General features: G+C 69.6%; 16 protein-coding genes and 1 tRNA gene. 9 read left to right on the forward strand and 8 right to left on the reverse strand.

Annotation, left to right across the window (positions count from 1 at the left end; genetic code table 11):
* Positions 1–5 precede the first annotated feature (5 nt).
* Positions 6–482, forward strand: a complete 477-nt coding sequence (locus ACODSY_RS16630) for a hypothetical protein (RefSeq protein ID WP_488952882.1) — start codon at positions 6–8, stop codon at positions 480–482.
* On the opposite strand, the gene ACODSY_RS16635 is transcribed toward ACODSY_RS16630, so the two are convergent.
* The 3 genes from ACODSY_RS16635 to typA form a co-directional block, all read right to left on the reverse strand.
* Positions 483–1,715 carry a PQQ-dependent sugar dehydrogenase gene (locus ACODSY_RS16635; RefSeq protein ID WP_488952883.1) on the reverse strand — a complete coding sequence of 411 codons (1,233 nt, stop codon included), beginning with the start codon at positions 1,713–1,715 and terminating at the stop codon, positions 483–485. It abuts the gene before it with no gap.
* A 4-nt stretch (positions 1,716–1,719) separates the two neighbouring features.
* Positions 1,720–2,388: a PAQR family membrane homeostasis protein TrhA gene (trhA, locus tag ACODSY_RS16640; RefSeq protein ID WP_488952884.1), complete on the reverse strand. Its 669-nt coding sequence runs from the start codon at positions 2,386–2,388 to the stop codon at positions 1,720–1,722.
* An 86-nt stretch (positions 2,389–2,474) separates the two neighbouring features.
* Positions 2,475–4,310: a translational GTPase TypA gene (gene typA, locus ACODSY_RS16645; protein WP_488952885.1), complete on the reverse strand. Its 1,836-nt coding sequence runs from the start codon at positions 4,308–4,310 to the stop codon at positions 2,475–2,477.
* A 422-nt stretch (positions 4,311–4,732) separates the two neighbouring features.
* Between typA and ACODSY_RS16650 the strand changes: the two genes are divergently transcribed.
* Together ACODSY_RS16650 and ACODSY_RS16655 are read left to right on the forward strand one after the other, a co-directional pair.
* Positions 4,733–5,788, forward strand: a complete 1,056-nt coding sequence (locus ACODSY_RS16650) for a glucose 1-dehydrogenase (protein WP_488952886.1) — start codon at positions 4,733–4,735, stop codon at positions 5,786–5,788.
* Positions 5,788–7,602 carry a glycoside hydrolase family 15 protein gene (locus tag ACODSY_RS16655; RefSeq protein WP_488952887.1) on the forward strand — a complete coding sequence of 605 codons (1,815 nt, stop codon included), beginning with the start codon at positions 5,788–5,790 and terminating at the stop codon, positions 7,600–7,602. The genes ACODSY_RS16650 and ACODSY_RS16655 overlap by 1 nt, the downstream gene beginning before the upstream one ends.
* Positions 7,603–7,615: 13 nt before the next feature.
* On the opposite strand, the gene ACODSY_RS16660 is transcribed toward ACODSY_RS16655, so the two are convergent.
* Entirely contained in the window at positions 7,616–8,260 is a 645-nt protein-coding gene (locus tag ACODSY_RS16660; protein WP_488952888.1) for a LuxR C-terminal-related transcriptional regulator, read from the reverse strand.
* Positions 8,261–8,448: 188 nt separating this feature from the next.
* Between ACODSY_RS16660 and ACODSY_RS16665 the strand changes: the two genes are divergently transcribed.
* Positions 8,449–10,632, forward strand: a complete 2,184-nt coding sequence (locus ACODSY_RS16665; protein ID WP_488952889.1) for a sensor histidine kinase — start codon at positions 8,449–8,451, stop codon at positions 10,630–10,632.
* 3 nt (positions 10,633–10,635) lie between these two features.
* On the opposite strand, the gene ACODSY_RS16670 is transcribed toward ACODSY_RS16665, so the two are convergent.
* Positions 10,636–11,541: an N-formylglutamate amidohydrolase gene (locus ACODSY_RS16670; protein WP_488952890.1), complete on the reverse strand. Its 906-nt coding sequence runs from the start codon at positions 11,539–11,541 to the stop codon at positions 10,636–10,638.
* 121 nt (positions 11,542–11,662) lie between these two features.
* Between ACODSY_RS16670 and cpdR the strand changes: the two genes are divergently transcribed.
* The 3 genes from cpdR (at position 11,663) to ACODSY_RS16685 (ending at position 13,250) form a co-directional block, all read left to right on the forward strand.
* Positions 11,663–12,019 carry a cell cycle two-component system response regulator CpdR gene (gene cpdR / locus ACODSY_RS16675; RefSeq protein WP_488952891.1) on the forward strand — a complete coding sequence of 119 codons (357 nt, stop codon included), beginning with the start codon at positions 11,663–11,665 and terminating at the stop codon, positions 12,017–12,019.
* Positions 12,020–12,087: 68 nt separating this feature from the next.
* Positions 12,088–12,162 (forward strand) — tRNA-Val (locus ACODSY_RS16680).
* Between the two features lie 203 nt (positions 12,163–12,365).
* A complete protein-coding gene (locus ACODSY_RS16685; protein ID WP_488952892.1) occupies positions 12,366–13,250 on the forward strand; it encodes a cistern family PEP-CTERM protein in 885 nt (294 codons plus the stop codon).
* A 60-nt stretch (positions 13,251–13,310) separates the two neighbouring features.
* On the opposite strand, the gene ACODSY_RS16690 is transcribed toward ACODSY_RS16685, so the two are convergent.
* Positions 13,311–14,012 (reverse strand): DUF1345 domain-containing protein, encoded by a 702-nt coding sequence (locus tag ACODSY_RS16690; RefSeq protein ID WP_488952893.1) that lies wholly within the window; start codon positions 14,010–14,012, stop codon positions 13,311–13,313.
* Positions 14,009–14,560 (reverse strand): ATP-binding protein, encoded by a 552-nt coding sequence (locus ACODSY_RS16695; RefSeq protein ID WP_488952894.1) that lies wholly within the window; start codon positions 14,558–14,560, stop codon positions 14,009–14,011. The genes ACODSY_RS16690 and ACODSY_RS16695 overlap by 4 nt, the downstream gene beginning before the upstream one ends.
* Here ACODSY_RS16695 and ACODSY_RS16700 point away from each other — a divergent pair.
* Positions 14,466–14,903 (forward strand): FecR family protein, encoded by a 438-nt coding sequence (locus tag ACODSY_RS16700; RefSeq protein ID WP_488952895.1) that lies wholly within the window; start codon positions 14,466–14,468, stop codon positions 14,901–14,903. The genes ACODSY_RS16695 and ACODSY_RS16700 overlap by 95 nt on opposite strands.
* Entirely contained in the window at positions 14,900–15,472 is a 573-nt protein-coding gene (locus tag ACODSY_RS16705; RefSeq protein ID WP_488952896.1) for an OmpA family protein, read from the forward strand. Before ACODSY_RS16700 ends, ACODSY_RS16705 begins: the two co-directional genes overlap by 4 nt.
* Before the next feature lie 6 nt (positions 15,473–15,478).
* On the opposite strand, the gene ACODSY_RS16710 is transcribed toward ACODSY_RS16705, so the two are convergent.
* Entirely contained in the window at positions 15,479–15,961 is a 483-nt protein-coding gene (locus tag ACODSY_RS16710) for a nuclear transport factor 2 family protein (RefSeq protein WP_488952897.1), read from the reverse strand.
* Positions 15,962–16,028: the final 67 nt, after the last annotated feature.

Consider the following 16,028-nt stretch of genomic DNA (forward strand, 5'->3'; position numbering starts at 1 on the left):
CCGCCATGCATGACCTCAAGCCCCGCGAAGACCTGCTCCACGGCGAGCGCCTGCTGATCCGCACCGTGCGGCTGCTAGCGCTGGCGACCCCCTGCCATAGCCTGCGCGCGCATTTCGAGGCGGCGTGCGGCGACGCGGGGCAATCGGCGTATCGGATGCTGGAGGCCTTCGTGCAGCAGTTGGGCGCGCGCGGCCGGCGGCGGCTGACGTTGTCGATCCCAGCCGACCCTCGGCTGACCGACGACGAGGCGCTGATCCTCGACGCCTTCGGTTGCGCCCAGGCGGAAGACTATCGCTCATTGGACGAGCGCCTGACGGGCCTGCTGGGCGCGGAGCCTCCGTTTCCGCTGGGTGCGGCGGCGTGCGTGGTGGCCGAGACGCTGGGGATGAACGGGTTGATGCTGCGCGCCCTGCCGGCGCCGAGCAGCTTCATCCCGTCGTCCTGGGTGGACCGGGACGCCTGCCGGATGGCGGCGGAGTAGCTATTTGCGGTCGCGGGCGAAGCGCAGGATCGCGCCGCTGCGGTCGTCGGCGACCCATATCGCGCCGTCGGCGGCGACAGCCATGCCGACGGGCGCGCCAGCGGGACGGCGGCCCTTCACGGCTTGCCAATCGGGCGTGAGGTCGACCGGCTTCGTGGCCTTCGGCAGGCCAGCGGCGTCGAGTTCGTAGGCCAGCACGCGCGAACCGGTGGGCCGATAGCCGTGCAGGCTGACGAGCAGCCTGCCGGTCAGCTCCGGAAACATCGCGCCGCGGTATTCGATCAGGTCCAGTGGTGCGCCATGGGGCGCCATCAGGACCTGCGGCTTGGCATAGGCGGCGCAGGAGACCTTCTTCGCCTTCCAGGCCGGCGCCGGTTGGCCGAGCCCCATGCAGTAGGGCCAGCCATAGTTCGCACCCTTGCGGATGACGTTCAGCTCCTCGGGCGGCCAGTTCGGATCCGCGACGTCGATGCTGTTCTCGGCCTGCAGGATGGTCCCGGCGCGGGTGCGGATGAGGGCAAGCGAGTTGCGTAGGCCTCGGGCGTAGACCTCGGGCTCGGCGGCCCATTTACCCGGACCCTGGGCCGCGAAGCGCCACAGCGCGGCCTGCTTCTCGGCCTCGGCGCACCGGGCCTGGCCGGTCTTGGGCGGGCACTGGTCGGAGGGCGCGCCGACGTTGACGATCAGACTGCCGTCGGCGTCGAAGATGAAGGCCGACAGCGGGTGGCGGTTCGCGTGCAGCCGATTGTCGGGCAGGCCGGTGAGGACGGGCGTCAGGGTAGCCTGCGGGTCGGTGGCGTCGGGATCGAAACGGCTGATCCGGCTCATCTCGCCGAGGTAGACCTTGCCGTCCGGGCCGACCGCCAGGGTGTGGGGCAGGTCGAGCTTCGTCAGGACGCGCTTGAGCTCGGGCTCGCCGCCGGGCTTCGGCGTCAGCCGCCAGACCGTGCCGCGACCGGCGTCCCAGGTCCCCAGGTCGACGACCAGCCAGTCGCCGTTTGCGAGCGGCAACAGGGTGCGCGGCAGGTGGATCGTGCGCTTCGAGGGCGGCAGGCCGGCGGGCGGCGGGGCCAGTACGATGCCCGCGCACAGGCCCTTCAGCGTGCCGATCTGGGCGCGGGGATAGCCGTCGCAGGTGCGCGCGTCGCGGGCGTAGCCCCACCGCGGCAGGGTTTGCGTCTGGGCGGCGCCAGCGACGAGCGCCAGCACGAGGCCGGCGAGCACCCGATGCATGGGGCTAGTGCTGGGTGGCCAGGACCACGCCCAGCAGCACGGCGGTCCAGTGCGCGGCGGCGGCGGCCACCACGTGGCCGTGCCAGATGGCGCGGCAGAACTTCAGCTTCTTGTTCACGTAGAAGATCACGCCGGTCGAATAGAGCACGCCGCCGGTGACCAGCAGGGCCATGGCGTACCAGGCCAGGCTCTCGACCATCGGCTTGAGCGCGACCACAACCAGCCACCCCAGCACGAGGTAGACCACGACCCAGAACTTCCGATCGATGCCGGTGAGGAACAGCTTCCCGAGCGCGCCCAGCGCCGCGATGCTCCACACCGCCGCGGTCATGCCCGGGCCCCACGCCCCGGAGAGGTTCAGCGTGAAGGGTGTGTACGAGCCGGCGATCATCAGGAAGATGCCGGCGTGGTCCAGGCGGCGCAGCACGGGCCGGTACTGGGGCTTGGCGAAGTTGTAGGCCGTCGAGAACGCCAACATGGCGATGACGCCAGCGCCGTAGATCGACACCCCCACCACCTGGCTGATCGAACCCTTCATCACCGCGAGGGTCAGCAGCACGATCCCGCCCACCAGGGCGAGGGTCAGGCCCATGACGTGCACGACGAGGTCGGCGCACTTGGCGGCGGGCGTGGGATAGTGACGGGGCGGGAAGGGTCGTTCGGGCGCGGACATGCGAAACTCCTACGCCCCTACCGTGTCACGCAGAAGGCGGACGCCGTCCAGAGGCGCGTGCGCCCGGCGCGCGTTTTGTCGCGTGCCTACTCGTCCTTCACGCGCTTCTTGCGGAAGCTGGGGTTCAAGACCTTCTTGCGCAGGCGGATCGACTTCGGCGTCACTTCCACCAGCTCGTCTTCCTCGATGTAGGCGATGGCCTGTTCGAGGGTCAGGCGGCGCGGCGGGGTCAGGCGCACGGCCTCGTCCTTGCCCGAGGCTCGGACGTTGGTGAGCTGCTTGGCCTTCATCGGATTGACGTCGAGGTCGTCCGAGCGGCTGTTCTCGCCGATGATCATGCCCTGGTAGGTCTTCTCGCCCGCGCCGACGAACATGGTGCCGCGCTCTTCCAGGTTCCACAGTGCGTAAGCCGCCGTCTCGCCGTCGGAGTTCGAGACCAGCACGCCCTTGCGGCCGGCATCGATCGCGCCCTTGTAGGGCTCGTAGTGGCTGAACACGCGGTTCAGCACGCCCGAGCCGCGGGTGTCGGTCAGGAATTCGCCCTGGTAGCCGATCAGCGAACGCGACGGGCTCATCAGGCTGATGCGCGTCTTGCCCGCGCCCGAGGGGCCCATGTCCTTCAGCTCGGCCTTACGGGCCGACAGCTTCTCGATGACGATGCCGGTGAACTCGTCGTCCACGTCGATCATCACGTCCTCGACGGGCTCCAGCCGCTCGCCGGTCTCGGGGTCCTGCTGGAACACCACGCGCGGACGGCTGATGGAGACCTCGAAGCCCTCGCGGCGCATGCCCTCGATCAGCACGCCCAGCTGGAGTTCGCCGCGGCCGGCGACCTCGAAGGCGTCCTTCTCGGAGGTCTCGGTCACGCGGATGGCGACGTTGGACTCGGCTTCCTTCAGCAGGCGCGCGGCGATCACGCGGCTTTGCACCTTGTCGCCCTCGCGCCCGGCAAGCGGGCTGTCGTTGACCGAGACGGTCATGGAGATGGTCGGCGGGTCGATGGGCTGCGCGGGCAGGGCCTCGACGACCTCCATCGCGCAAAGGGTGTCGGCCACGGTGGCCTTCGACAGGCCCGCGATGGCGACAATGTCGCCGGCCTCGGCGCCGCCGTCGATCGGCTGGCGCTTCAGGCCGCGGAAGGCCAGCACCTTGGTGATGCGGCCGCGCTCGATCTCCTTGCCGTCACGCGAGAGGGCATGGATGGCCATGCCGGGGACGGCCTTGCCGCTCTCAATGCGGCCGGTCAGCAGGCGGCCCAGGAACGGATCGCTTTCGATCAGCACCGACAGCATCTGGAACGGCTCGTCCTTGCGCTGCTCGGCCTTCGGCGGCGGCACGTGGTCGACGATCAGGTCGAAGAGCGGGCCCAGGTTGTCGTTGGGCTTGGCCAGGTCCAGCGTGGCCCAGCCGTTCTTGCCCGAGGCGTAGATGTGCGGGAAGTCGAGCTGCTCGTCGGTGGCGCCCATGGCGGCGAACAGGTCGAAGGCGTCGTTCAGCACGCGATCGGGATCGGCGTGCGGGCGGTCCACCTTGTTGAGGCAGAGGATGGGGCGCAGGCCCATCTTGAGCGCCTTGCCCAGCACGAACTTGGTCTGTGGCATGACGCCTTCTTCGGCGTCCACCAGCAGCACGCAGCCGTCCACCATGCCCAGGATCCGCTCCACCTCACCGCCGAAGTCGGCGTGGCCGGGGGTGTCGATGATGTTGATCCGCGTCTCGCCGGCCGCGCCGTTCCAGAGCACGGACGTGCACTTGGCCAGAATGGTGATGCCGCGCTCGCGCTCCTGGTCGTTGGAATCCATGGCCCGCTCGACCGTCGCCTCGTTGGCTCGGAAGACGCCCGACTGGGCCAGGAGCTGGTCGACGAGGGTCGTCTTGCCGTGGTCGACGTGGGCGATGATGGCGATGTTTCGGAGCGACATGGCGCGGGAAGTCTCTTTCAGAAGGCGCGCGCTTGTAGGGGAAGCCGCGGCATCCCGCCAGCCCGTTGTGCGCCGCACATAACGTCAAACGGAAGTGACGTAACGTGATATCCTGATTTTCCTATGAAAACAGGAAATGTTACGGGGTGCGACAGAAAAGTTTATGACGGCCGGCTTGCGTTTTTGTGCGCCGCACACTAGCTTCACCTTACTGGGGCGTCGCTGACGCCTCTGCCCTTCCTGGGCGTTTCCTCCCTATTGAACTGCCGCGCCCGATGGCGCGGCTTTTTTTTGGCCCCTGGACATGGTGGGCCGAGGCCGCGCGAGGGCCCGCTTCGAGCTATTCCGCGACCGTCGCTGGAGCAATCCCGCTCCAGGTTCGTTGCCCAAGTTCCCCGATCGGAAACGCTGGGAGACTGAGGATGCGAGCGATCACGGTTGCGCCGGGAGTGGCCGATTCCGTCGCGTTGGATGAGGCGCCCGAGCCCGACGCGACCGGGGCGCTGCTGGTGGAAGCCGTGGCCCTTGGTGTGTGCGGCACCGATCACGAAATCGTCGCTGGCGCGCGCGGCGCGGCCCCCGACGGCCAGGCGCGTCTTGTGCTGGGTCACGAGTCGCTGGGGCGCGTCCTGTCCGCGCCGGCGGACTGCGGCTTCGCACCGGGCGACGCAGTGGTCGGCATCGTTCGGCGGCCCGACCCGGTTCCCTGCCACGCCTGCGCCGCCGGTGAATGGGACATGTGCGAGAACGGGCTGTACACGGAGCGCGGCATTCAGGGCCGCGACGGCTTCGGCGCCGAGCGGTTTCGGCTCGAACCGGCCTTCGCCGTGAAGGTCGATGCCGCGCTCGGGCTGGCCGCGGTCCTCTTGGAGCCGGCCAGCGTGCTCGCCAAGGCGTGGGACCACCTCGAGCGGATCGGACGGCGCACGGCCAGTTGGTCGCCGCGCCGGGTGTTGGTGACCGGCGCCGGTCCCGTCGGCTTGCTGGCCGGCCTCATGGCCGTACAGCGCGGGTACGAACTGCACGTCTACGACCGCGTGAGGGACGGCCCGAAGCCGGGCCTCGTCCGCGACCTGGGCGGCGCCTATCACAATGGCGACCTCGCCAGCCTCTCCGGGCTGGCGGCGGATATTGTGCTCGAGTGCACCGGCGCGGGGGCCGTGGTGCAGGCCGTGATCTCCAATACGCGCCGCAACGCGATCGTGGCCCTGGCCGGACTGTCGTCGGCGACCAGCCTGCAGGAGCTGGACCTCGCCGCGTTGAACCGGTCGATGGTTCTCGGCAACCGCGTGGTCTTCGGCTCGGTGAACGCCAACCGCAGCCACTACGAGCTGGCCGCCACGGCGCTGGCGAAGGCCGATCCCAAATGGCTCGACCGGCTGATCAGCCGGCGCGTTCCCCTGACCCGCTGGCGTGAGGCCTATGAGCGGCGCTCCGGGGACGTGAAGGTGGTCCTCGATTTCGGCCTGGCCGGCTGATGGCGGGGAAGATCGAGGACTACGCGCTCATCGGCGATTGCGAGAGCGCGGCGCTGGTCGGCCGCGATGGATCGATCGACTGGCTGTGCTGGCCGCGGTTCGACTCCGACGCTTGCTTCGCGGCGTTGCTGGGCGAGCCCGGGAACGGGCGATGGCGGATCGCTCCGGTCGACGAGACCGCCCAGGTGTCGTGGCGCTATCGGCCCGACACGCTTGTGTTGGAGACCACCTACGAGACGGCTGAGGGCGCGGTGCGCGTCATCGACTTCATGCCGCAGCGAGGTGACGACCCCAGCCTCGTTCGCCTGGTGACGGGTCTCCACGGCCGGGTCGACATGCGCGGCGAGTTCATCGTCCGCTTCGGATACGGCGACACGGTGCCGTGGGTCACCCATCTCGAGGACGGCGGGCTGAACGCGATCGCCGGGCCGGATCGAGTGGTCCTGCGCACTCCGGCGGACCTCAGGCCCGAGGGCATGACCACGGTGTCCGCCTTCAACGTGGCGGCGGGCGAGACCGTGCCCTTCGTGCTCAGCTATCGGCTGTCGCACCTTCCCCCGCCGCCGCCCATCGACTCGGCCCAGGCCTTGTCCGACACGGACGCGTTCTGGCGCGGCTGGAGCGGCCGGGGTGACGTCTCGGGTCCGTACGACGAGGCGATCCGCCGTTCCCTCATCACCCTCAAGGCCCTGACCCACGCACCAACCGGCGGTGTCGTCGCCGCCGCGACGACCTCGCTGCCGGAACGGTTCGGCGGCCAGCGCAACTGGGACTACCGGTTCTGCTGGGTGCGCGACGCCACGCTCACGCTCCTCGCCCTGATGAACGCCGGCTATCTCGAGGAGGCCTCCGCCTGGCGCGAGTGGCTGCTAAGGGCCGTCGCCGGCAGCCCGGGCCAGATGCAGATCATGTACGGCCTCGGAGGTGAGCGGCGCCTGACCGAGTGGACCGTTCCCTGGCTGGCGGGATACGAGGGGGCGAGCCCCGTCCGCATCGGCAACGCCGCCCACGAGCAGTTCCAGCTGGACGTCTATGGCGAGCTCATGGACGCGCTCTACCAGGCGAGGAAGGGTGGGCTTGCGGATAGCGATCCCACCTGGGCGGTCCAGCGCGTGCTCCTGCAGCACGTGGAAGCGAACTGGGACGAGCCCGACGAAGGCCTGTGGGAGGTCCGCGGCGGCCGTCGTCATTTCACTTTTTCCAAGGTCATGGCCTGGGTGGCGATCGATCGCGCGATCAAGTCGGCCGAGCAGTTCGGGCTGGACGGCGACGTCGAGCGGTGGCGGAGCCTGCGCGCGACGATGCATCGCGACATCTGCGCCCGTGGCTTCGACCCCGGCCGTAACACCTTCACCCAGTCGTATGGCCGGCCCGAGCTCGACGCCAGCCTGCTGCTGCTAGCCGAGGTCGGGTTCCTCGACGCTGAGGACCCCCGGTTCCGGGGGACGGTCGAGGCGGTGGAGCGCGAGCTTCTGCGCGACGGTTTCCTGCTGCGATACGACACGGATGCGGCAGAGGACGGGCTGCCGTCCGGCGAAGGCGCCTTCCTGGCCTGCAGCTTCTGGCTCGTTGATGCGAGGCTGATGGTGGGGCGACGACGCGAGGCTGAGGACCTCTTCGCCCGGCTGCTGGCGGTCCGCAGCGACCTCGGACTTCTGGCCGAAGAGTACGACGCCACCGCCCGGCGGCTCTGCGGCAACTTCCCTCAGGCCTTCTCGCACATCGGGCTGATCAACGCGGCCTTCAACCTCAGTCGCGCGGCCAAGCCGGCCGAGCAACGCTCGGAAAAGCCGACCCCCGCTTCGACCGCCTGACGCTGGCCGTCCGCTAGGTCAGCCCTCGTTCCGCCGCTGCGAGCACCGCCTCGGCGCGGCTCGAGACGTGGAGCTTCTGGTAGATGACCTTCACATAGCCGGCGACGGTCTGGGGTTTCAGGCCGATCTCGCGGGCGGCTTCAGGGCCGGAGAGGCCGCGGGCCAGCAGGGTGAGGACCTCGATCTCGCGGGGGCTCAGGTTCGCATCGTCGCGCGGCCGGGAGGCGGGCGCCATCGGTTGCGGGCGCAGACGTTCCAGCATGCGGCGGGCGATGGAGGGCGACAGCGGCGGCTCGCCGGCGTCGATGCGGCGCAAGCAATCGGCGACCGTGTCGGGATGCTCCTGCTTCAGGACATAGCCCTGGGCGCCGGCCGCCAGGGAGTCGAACAGGTGCACATCGTCGTCGTAGATCGTGGCGACCACGGGCAGTGCGTCGGGGAAGTCCCGGGCGAGTTCGCGAACCAGGTCGGTCCCGGAGCCGTCGGGCAGGCCGAGGTCGACGAGCGCGAGGGTCAGCCGCCACGGCGGGGCGACGGCGTGGCCTTCGAGGATACGCCGCGCCTCCCGGAGGCTGGCGGCGGTGACCTGGGCCATGTTGGGAAAGGCGTCGGCGACCACCTCGGTCAGCCAAGCGCGGGTGTCGGGACGATCCTCCACGATCAGGCACCCCCGTTCGGGGGAGGCTGTCGCGGACGTCGCGGAGCTATCCTCGACCATAAGCTGGGGACCGTCTGTCTCGTTTTTGGCGCAAACGCCAATATCTCATAGTGGCATAGGCCGATGATTCCCCTAAGGTTTGGCGCGTCGCACGCGAAGAGCGTGCGCCTGGGGGGCGAGTTCCGCCGATGAGCGAGGGCCAGTTGGCGCCCGAGAGCCTGCGCGCTGCGCCGGGCCTGGCCCTGCGCGCGACGCCCATGCGGCTACTCGCCCTGGCGCTGGCGTTCGTGACCCTGGTGATCGCCGGTGTGATCGGCTTTTCCGTCAACCAGCCCTGGCTGGGCGTCGACATGACCTTCGACACCCGCGTGAACGGCGCGGTGGTGGCGTCGGCCACCGGGCCGTCGGCGGCGATCCCGCGCGGAACGGTGATCGTGGCGGTGAGCGGCGGGGGCGACCGGCTGCGGCTGGAGCGCGACGACCTGACCGGCCAGGTGGACGGCAGCTTTGGGCCGTTCGCGGAGTTCCAGCGGTTCATGTCGCGGCAGGGGCGCCTGGCGACGATGATGCGCCAGCCCGAGATGACGCTGACCGACGCCAGGGGCCGGGACTGGACGATCCAGCCGGAGTGGGGGCGGCCGATGTCGTCGCTGGGCGTCGACTTCTGGATCGGCGTGGTGGTGGGGGTCGTCTCATGGCTGATCTCGGCGGCGATCTTCGTGTTCCGGCCGCGGGAGCAGAGCGCCCGCTATATGCTGTTGAGCGGCTTTGCGATGCTGTTCTGCGCCCCGATGGGCGTGATGTATTCCGCGCGCGAACTGGCTCTTCCGGAGACGGCGTTCTACCTGATCAACGGGGTCAACTTCCTGGGCGGCAGCCTGTTCAGCGCCGCGGTGCTGGCGCTGCTGTTCTACTACCCGCGGCGGTTGGCGCCGGCCTGGGTGGGCTGGGCCGTCGTGGGGGCGTTCCTGGCCTGGTACGTGGCCCAGGCGTTGGGCTGGTTCCCCGATCTGACCTTCGCCCGGCGCTTCCTCAGCCTGTGCGGCCTGGCGGCCTCGTTCGTGTTGGGCGCGATCCACTGGCGGCTGACCCGCCGGGACCCGATCGCGCGCGCGGCCCTGAGCTGGTTCCTGCTGTCGTGGGTGGTGGTGGCCACGGCGTTCGCGGCCATCGTGCTGGCCCCGCAGATGTTCGGCGTCGATACCTCGGCGGTGGAGCCCTACGGCTTCCTGCTGTTCCTGCTGATCTACGGCGGACTGGCGGTGGGCATCATGCGCTACCGGCTGTTCGAGCTGGGGGAGTGGTGGGGCCGGATCATGGCCTGGACGCTGGGCCTTATGCTGCTGGCGGCGCTGGACATGCTGTTCCTGGCGGGCCTGCAGCTGTCTGGCGAGCTCAGCCTGTCGCTGGCGTTGCTGATCTGCGGCCTGGTGTGGCTGCCTATGCGGGGGTGGATCGCCGAGCGGGTGCTGCGACGGCGCGAGACCGACGACCGGGCGCTCTTCGAGGGCGTGGTGCAGATCGGCCTGACCAAGTCGCCGAGCGAGCAACTGGGGCAGTGGGTGGCGGTGCTGCGGCGCCGGTTCGATCCGCTGCGGCTGGACGTGGGCGAGGGCGGGGCGCGGGCGCGGCTTGAGGCCGACGGCCTGGCGCTGGTGACGCCCGCCCTGCACGGCCTGCCGGCGCTGCGGCTGGAGTACGCCCGTGGCGGCCGGGCGCTGTTCTCGCCGGCCGACGTGGCCCAGGCCGACGCCCTGGCCGACATGCTGCGCTTCGTCTTCGACAGCCGCGACGGCTATGAGCGCGGCGTGGTCATGGAGCGCAAGCGGATCGCCGGCGACATCCACGACAACCTGGGCGCCAGCCTGCTCAGCGCCCTGCACAGCCGAGACGGCGAGCGCAAGGACCGCTACATTCGCGAGACCCTAGCCGACCTGCGCAGCATCGTCACCGAGCCCACCGGGCCCGAAGCGGGCCTGGCCGAGACGCTGGCCGGTGCGCGCAAAGAGATGGCCGAGCGGCTGCAGGCCCGCGGGGTGACGCTGGAGTGGCCGCCCTCCGCCGCGCCGGAGCATGGGGTGAATTCCAAGGTGGCCCAGGCGCTGCGCGCCATGTTGCGCGAGATCACCAACAACATCGTCAAGCACGCCCGCGCGGCGACCGTGCGGGTGGCCCTGGGCCGCGAGGACGACGGCCTGGTGCTGACGGTGGAGGACGATGGCGTGGGGTTCGATCCCGCGACGGTCACGCCCGGCGCCGGCCTGGGCGGGCTCAGCGAACGGGCGGCGCGGCACGGCGGGGTGGTGGACTGGTCGCGTGGGCCGGCAGGGCGCGGCATGCGGGTGACGGTGCGCCTGCCGCTGACGGCCTGACCCTCAGGCCGCTCCGAGGGCCGACCAGTCGGCGGACGCCAGGGTCTTGGTCAGCTGCTCGACGTGCGCCCGCAGCCTCTCGAAGCCGGAGGTGGGCGAGAGCGTGGCCTCGTCGAGGTAGAGCGCGCGGTTGATCTCGATCTGCAGGGCGTGGGCCCGGCGATGCGGTTGGCCGTAGTGTTCGGTGGTGTAGCCGCCGGCGTAGGGCGTGTTGCGGGTGACCCGGTACCCCATCGCCTCCAGCTCGCGCTCCACCCGGGTGGGCAGGACGCCCGCGCAGGCGGCGCCGAACCGGTCGCCAAGGACGATGTCGCAAGGCCGCTCGCGCCCGGCCGCCTTTGCCGCCGCCGCCGGCATGGAGTGCCAGTCGACCAGGATGGCGAAGCCGTGCGCGGCCTGGGCCTCGGCCAGCAGGCCGGCCAACGCTTCGTGGTAGGGCCGATGCGCGCCCTCGATGCGCCTCCGCGCCTCGGCGAAGGTGAGCTTGCGGCGGTAGATCTCCTGGCCCTCGGAGACGACGCGGGCGATGGCGCCCAGGCCGGCGGCCACGCGCGCGGTGCGGGCGCGGGCGAACTCGGGCAGCGGGTCCGAGAACATCTGCGGGTCCAGCTCGAACGGCTCGCGGTTCAGGTCGATGTAGGCGCGGGCGAAGCTGGCGGTGATCACGGCGGCCCCGTGGCCGGGCGCAGCGGCGATCAGGTCGTCGACGAAGGCGTCCTCGGAACGGCGGATCGACACGGCGTCAAGCGCGGCCGCCGACATCATGTCCTCTGGGTAGAGACGTCCCGAATGCGGCGAGGCGAACACCAGCGGCGTGGGCGGCGCACCCTCCGGCCCCGCCCGGCGCACCTCGAACGCGGATCCGATCGGAAGCGTCTCGGCCTGGGGGAGCGGTTCGAGGGCGTTCATCGCCCGCATAGAACGCCGTACCGGCCCCAACCGTCAAAGGCTTCGGGCGTCAAAGCCCTTCCTTCATGGCGCCTTTACCCTTCGCTGGGTATTGTAGGCGATCCAGCGACCCATAATGCCGATGTCACGCATCCTCCTTGCCGAAGACGACGACTCCCTCCGGGGCTTCCTGGCCAGAGCGCTCGAGCGCGCCGGCCACGAGGTGACCGCCTGCGCCGATGGCGAAGAGGCGGTGACCTTCCTGGACGAACCATGGGACCTGCTGCTGACCGACATCGTCATGCCGGGCCTCGACGGGATCGAGGTGGCCCGCCAGGCCGCCGCGAAGCATCCGGGCCTGCGGATCATGTTCATCACCGGCTTCGCCGCAGTGGCCCTGGCCGCCGGCGAGAAGGCGCCAGCCGGTGCAAAGGTGCTGAGCAAGCCCATCCACCTGCGCGAGATCGTCTCCGAGGTGGAGCGGATGATCGCCGCGTAAAAAGGCCGCTCAGGCCCCGCTTGCTAAGGCCGGGGCCGATCTGTATATCCCCGCCTTCCCGAAGGTACGGACGTGTAGCTCAGCGGGAGAGCACCTCGTTGACATCGAGGGGGTCACAGGTTCAATCCCTGTCACGTCCACCATCCTTTCCTTCGAAAATTCAGACGTTTCCACGCTGACGCGGCATGGTCTCCGGATGCGCGGCTGAATCGTCGGGCCTCCGTCCGCCGCGCCCGTCCGGGGGCGACTCGCCTCTAGCGCGAACAAGCTTGGCCTGATCCGGACAAAAGGTTAACGACGTCTTCACGGCCATATCGGCCACCCATACGGGGATGGGGCGTTTATCATGATCAAGCAGATCGCCTTCGCGGCGATGTCACTTGCGTTGGCCGCTGCGGCGCCGGCGCGCGCCGAGGACTGGGAGCTCGTCGACTTCAACGGCGGTGAGGTGTGGGGGGCAGAGTGGACCTCCGCCACGAAACTCACCTGGGGCCTGGACGGCGTCGACGCCTGGTACCGGATCTATTTCGACGGCTACGACGAGAGCTATCAGAGCGGCAACACCGTCCTGCCGGGCCTGGCGTCCACCGTCCTCTACAAGCTGACGGACATCAGCGCCGACAAGAAGTCGTGGACGTTCGACTATATGGTCGAGAACGTCTCGGACCAGTGGGTCACCGAGTCCCAGGTCTCCGAGATCGCCTTCGACGTGAAGGGCCAGAAGAGCGGCACCACCAAGCAGTTCAACGGCGCCACGATCATCGACGGCGTGTACCGCACTGTCGGCAACGGCGACTTCGATCCCACGAACAATTACCTGATCGACGACGACTTCGACGTCTGCCTGACCACCAAGGGCTCGTTCGGCCGGTCCCAGGCGACCAACACATCGAGCAACTGCGATCCGGGTTCGAACGTGGGCCCGCAGCTCGGCAACTCGTCGGAAGGCACCTTCAAGCTGACCTTCAAGTACGGCATCGACTCGCTGAGCCTCTACAATCCGATCGTGGCCTACGACAACGTCGAGTACGACGTGCCCACGCTCAAGACGACCAAGGGCGGCAGCTACTACTACGGCCACCAGCACTACAGCGGGTGCGGACATAGCAGCGGCGCCGCCTATGGCACGCCGGAGGCCTATGTGCCCGAGCCCTCGACCTGGGCGCTGATGCTGATGGGCTTCGGCGGCGCCGGCGCCCTGGTCCGCGCGCGTCGCCGCGTAGCGGCCTGACGCCTCCGATCTGCCCGGACAAGACGATGAGGCCGCCGGCGTCGCCGGCGGCCTTTTTCGTCAGAACAGGCCCGCGGCCAGGTTGATGGTCAGGGCCAGGATCAGGGTGTTGAAGACGAAGGCGACGAGGCTGTGCAGGGTGCCGAGCCGGCGCAGCCCCTTGTTGGTGAAGGCGATATCGGCGGTCTGGGCCGCGACGCCGATCACGATCGAGAAGTGCAGGAAGTCCCAGTAGTCCGGCTCGTCGCCGCCGGGGAACGCCAAGCCGCCCGTGTCCTCTCCGCTCTCGGGATCCGCTGCATAGAATTCGTGGGCGTAGTGCAGCGCGAACACCAGCTGCATCACGAACCACGACGCGGCGACGGTGCCGATCGCCGCGGCGATCCGTACGGCCTTCTCGAGGTCGCGGGCGTGCTGGGCCAGCGAAAGTTCGAGGCCGGCAGCGGCCAGGCTGACGCCACAGGCGGCCAACAGCATCAGGAGGATGATCGCCTGACCCTGGTCCTGCTGGGCGGCGCGAGTGCGGATGTCGGCGGGGCCGCGGCCGGCGAGCGCCGGGAGGGTCAGGGCGAGGTAGAGCAGGCAGAACGCGTTCCAGCCGGCGATCGTGCAGGAGGAAGGGCGCAACTGCGGGGCCAGCAGCGCGCAGGCCACGCCGACCGCCAGGCCGGCGGCGAGCGCCAGCACCAGTTTCGGCCGCGCGGAGAAGGCGCCGACGCCCATGCGCCAGCGGCGGGTCCGGCGGGCTGGCCCTGAGCTCATCGGCGCGGCATCTCCAGCACGAGCCGGTTGCGGCCGGCGCGGCGGCCATAGGCTGCCACCCGGCTCCAGGCGCGCATCAGTTCGAGCCCGGCGCCGCCGCCGCGATCCGGGTTGGGTCCGTCGAAGACCGCGGTGCGCGGATCGAAGGCCTGGCCGGCGTCGGTGACGGTGATCCGGACCAGGCCCGGTCGCAAGGCCAGACGCAGCCCGATGCGGCTACCGATCGGCGGCGCGCCGTGCTCGACGACGTTGGCCACCCACTCCTCGGCGACGATCGCCAGGCGCTCGGCGTCGTCGCGCGAAAGGCCAGCCAGCTGGACGAAGCCCCGCACGACGGCCAGAGCACGCCCGACCGCGCCCCGATCGGCGGGAAGGCGCGCGTGGACGACGGGAGGGGATTGGGCAAGGGCCGAGAGCTGGGCTATGACAGAACCGTGTTTCAGGGAGGCGCGGATGCGCAGGAGTCGGGTCGCAGGATTGCTGATGGTCGCGGCGCTGTCGACGCCGAGCTTGGCCGCGGCCGAGATCGGTCGGATCAAGACCGTCACCGGGGCTGCCTCTGTCGTGCGCGGCAAGGCGGTGACGCCGGCCACCCCAGGCTACCAACTCCTGGTCAGCGACGTGCTCACCACGGGCGGCAACGGCCGCATCGGCATCACCTTCGTCGACAACAGCCGCTTCTCGGTGGGCCCGAACAGCCGGATCGCGCTGAGCCAGTTCGAGTTCGACGACACCACCCACAAAGGCAAGTCGCTCACCACCGTCGAGCGGGGCGCGCTGGGCGTCGTCTCCGGGCAGATCGCCAAGGAGAACAAGGACGCCATGAAGGTGCGCACGCCCACCTCGCTGCTGGCCGCCCGCGGCACCACCTTCGTGGTGGAGGTGAAGTGAGGCTGCTTCCGGCGCTCGCGGTGGCGGGCCTTCTCGCGGGTTGCGCCACGGCGGACGTGACCCTGTTGAACGACGCCGGCACGGACAAGTCGGGCCAGGTGGCCGTGCTGGACCCGAAGACGGGAAAGGAGATCGGCGCCCTGACCGCCGGCGACACCCGGGCGCGCGTGGGCGGCAAGTCGATCAAGCCGAAGGCGGTGAAGGCCGGCTTCTGGGCCAACCTGATGAGCTGGACGCCCTTCGCGCCGCGCGTCTACGTCATGTACTTCATGGAAGGCACCACGGACCTGACGCCAGAGTCGCTGCCGATCCTGGACGCCCTGCGCGCCGCGGCCAAGCCGGACTCCGAAATCCAGATCACCGGCCACACCGACACCACGGGCGCTGAGGAGGTGAACGACAAGCTCTCGCTTGAGCGGGCGGTCGAGATCCGCGCCGCGCTGGTGAAGCAGGGCCTACCGTTCGAAAACGCCAAGGTCACGGGCCGCGGCGAGCGCGAGCTGCGGGTTCCGACCGAGGACAATGTCAGCGAGCCGGCCAACCGCCGAGTGGAAGTTATCCTTCGGTAGGCGGGGCTATTCCGGAATGCGCGTGAGCTGCGTGTAGGCGATCCGCCATCGCCCGTCCCGATTCGCCCAGAAATGGGCGATGCGCAGCCGCCGGGTCTGATGGCGCCCCTCCTGGGTCCATCCGAGCTCGAAGGCCCATGCCGTCAGGGCCGCATCTCCGTGTGCTTCGTAGACCAGGGGCTCGACCTCGTAGGGGTCGATCTTGAAGCCCGGCACGGCGAAGTCGGCGAGGTAGGACGCCTTGTCCTGGACGCTCCCGTCGGAATTCACCAGCGTGTAGTCCTCGCTCACCAGGGCGGAGAGGGTCGCGACGTCATTCCGAACCGTCGCTTGGTTGTACGCGTCGAGTGCGCGGACGAGTTCGCCTGGCAGCGGACGAAGCTGCGGGGGGCTCGCCGGGGCCGAGGCTGTCGGCCAGGCCAGCGCCAGGGCTGTGATGATCGCGACCATTGCGGCCGCCTTTCGATGGATGCGGATATCTGCGGTCATGTCGCGTCCCAAAGAGCCACCGTCGCCGAGCGGGGGCGGGCCAGGCAAGAAGGCACCCGCCGGTAAC

It is taken from the genome of Phenylobacterium sp. FG114 (genome assembly GCF_057809855.1).

What these genes read in the sequence shown, in the direction of transcription:
- ACODSY_RS16700 (WP_488952895.1), top strand. Translation starts at nt 14,466, where the DNA reads ATGCGCAGGAGTCGGGTCGCAGGATTGCTGATGGTCGCGGCGCTGTCG.
- ACODSY_RS16635 (WP_488952883.1), bottom strand. Translation starts at nt 1,715, where the DNA reads ATGCATCGGGTGCTCGCCGGCCTCGTGCTGGCGCTCGTCGCTGGCGCC.
- ACODSY_RS16710 (WP_488952897.1), bottom strand. Translation starts at nt 15,961, where the DNA reads ATGACCGCAGATATCCGCATCCATCGAAAGGCGGCCGCAATGGTCGCG.
- typA (WP_488952885.1), bottom strand. Translation starts at nt 4,310, where the DNA reads ATGTCGCTCCGAAACATCGCCATCATCGCCCACGTCGACCACGGCAAG.
- ACODSY_RS16665 (WP_488952889.1), top strand. Translation starts at nt 8,449, where the DNA reads ATGAGCGAGGGCCAGTTGGCGCCCGAGAGCCTGCGCGCTGCGCCGGGC.
- cpdR (WP_488952891.1), top strand. Translation starts at nt 11,663, where the DNA reads ATGTCACGCATCCTCCTTGCCGAAGACGACGACTCCCTCCGGGGCTTC.
- trhA (WP_488952884.1), bottom strand. Translation starts at nt 2,388, where the DNA reads ATGTCCGCGCCCGAACGACCCTTCCCGCCCCGTCACTATCCCACGCCC.
- ACODSY_RS16690 (WP_488952893.1), bottom strand. Translation starts at nt 14,012, where the DNA reads ATGAGCTCAGGGCCAGCCCGCCGGACCCGCCGCTGGCGCATGGGCGTC.
- ACODSY_RS16655 (WP_488952887.1), top strand. Translation starts at nt 5,788, where the DNA reads ATGGCGGGGAAGATCGAGGACTACGCGCTCATCGGCGATTGCGAGAGC.
- ACODSY_RS16630 (WP_488952882.1), top strand. Translation starts at nt 6, where the DNA reads ATGCATGACCTCAAGCCCCGCGAAGACCTGCTCCACGGCGAGCGCCTG.
- ACODSY_RS16670 (WP_488952890.1), bottom strand. Translation starts at nt 11,541, where the DNA reads ATGAACGCCCTCGAACCGCTCCCCCAGGCCGAGACGCTTCCGATCGGA.
- ACODSY_RS16650 (WP_488952886.1), top strand. Translation starts at nt 4,733, where the DNA reads ATGCGAGCGATCACGGTTGCGCCGGGAGTGGCCGATTCCGTCGCGTTG.
- ACODSY_RS16685 (WP_488952892.1), top strand. Translation starts at nt 12,366, where the DNA reads ATGATCAAGCAGATCGCCTTCGCGGCGATGTCACTTGCGTTGGCCGCT.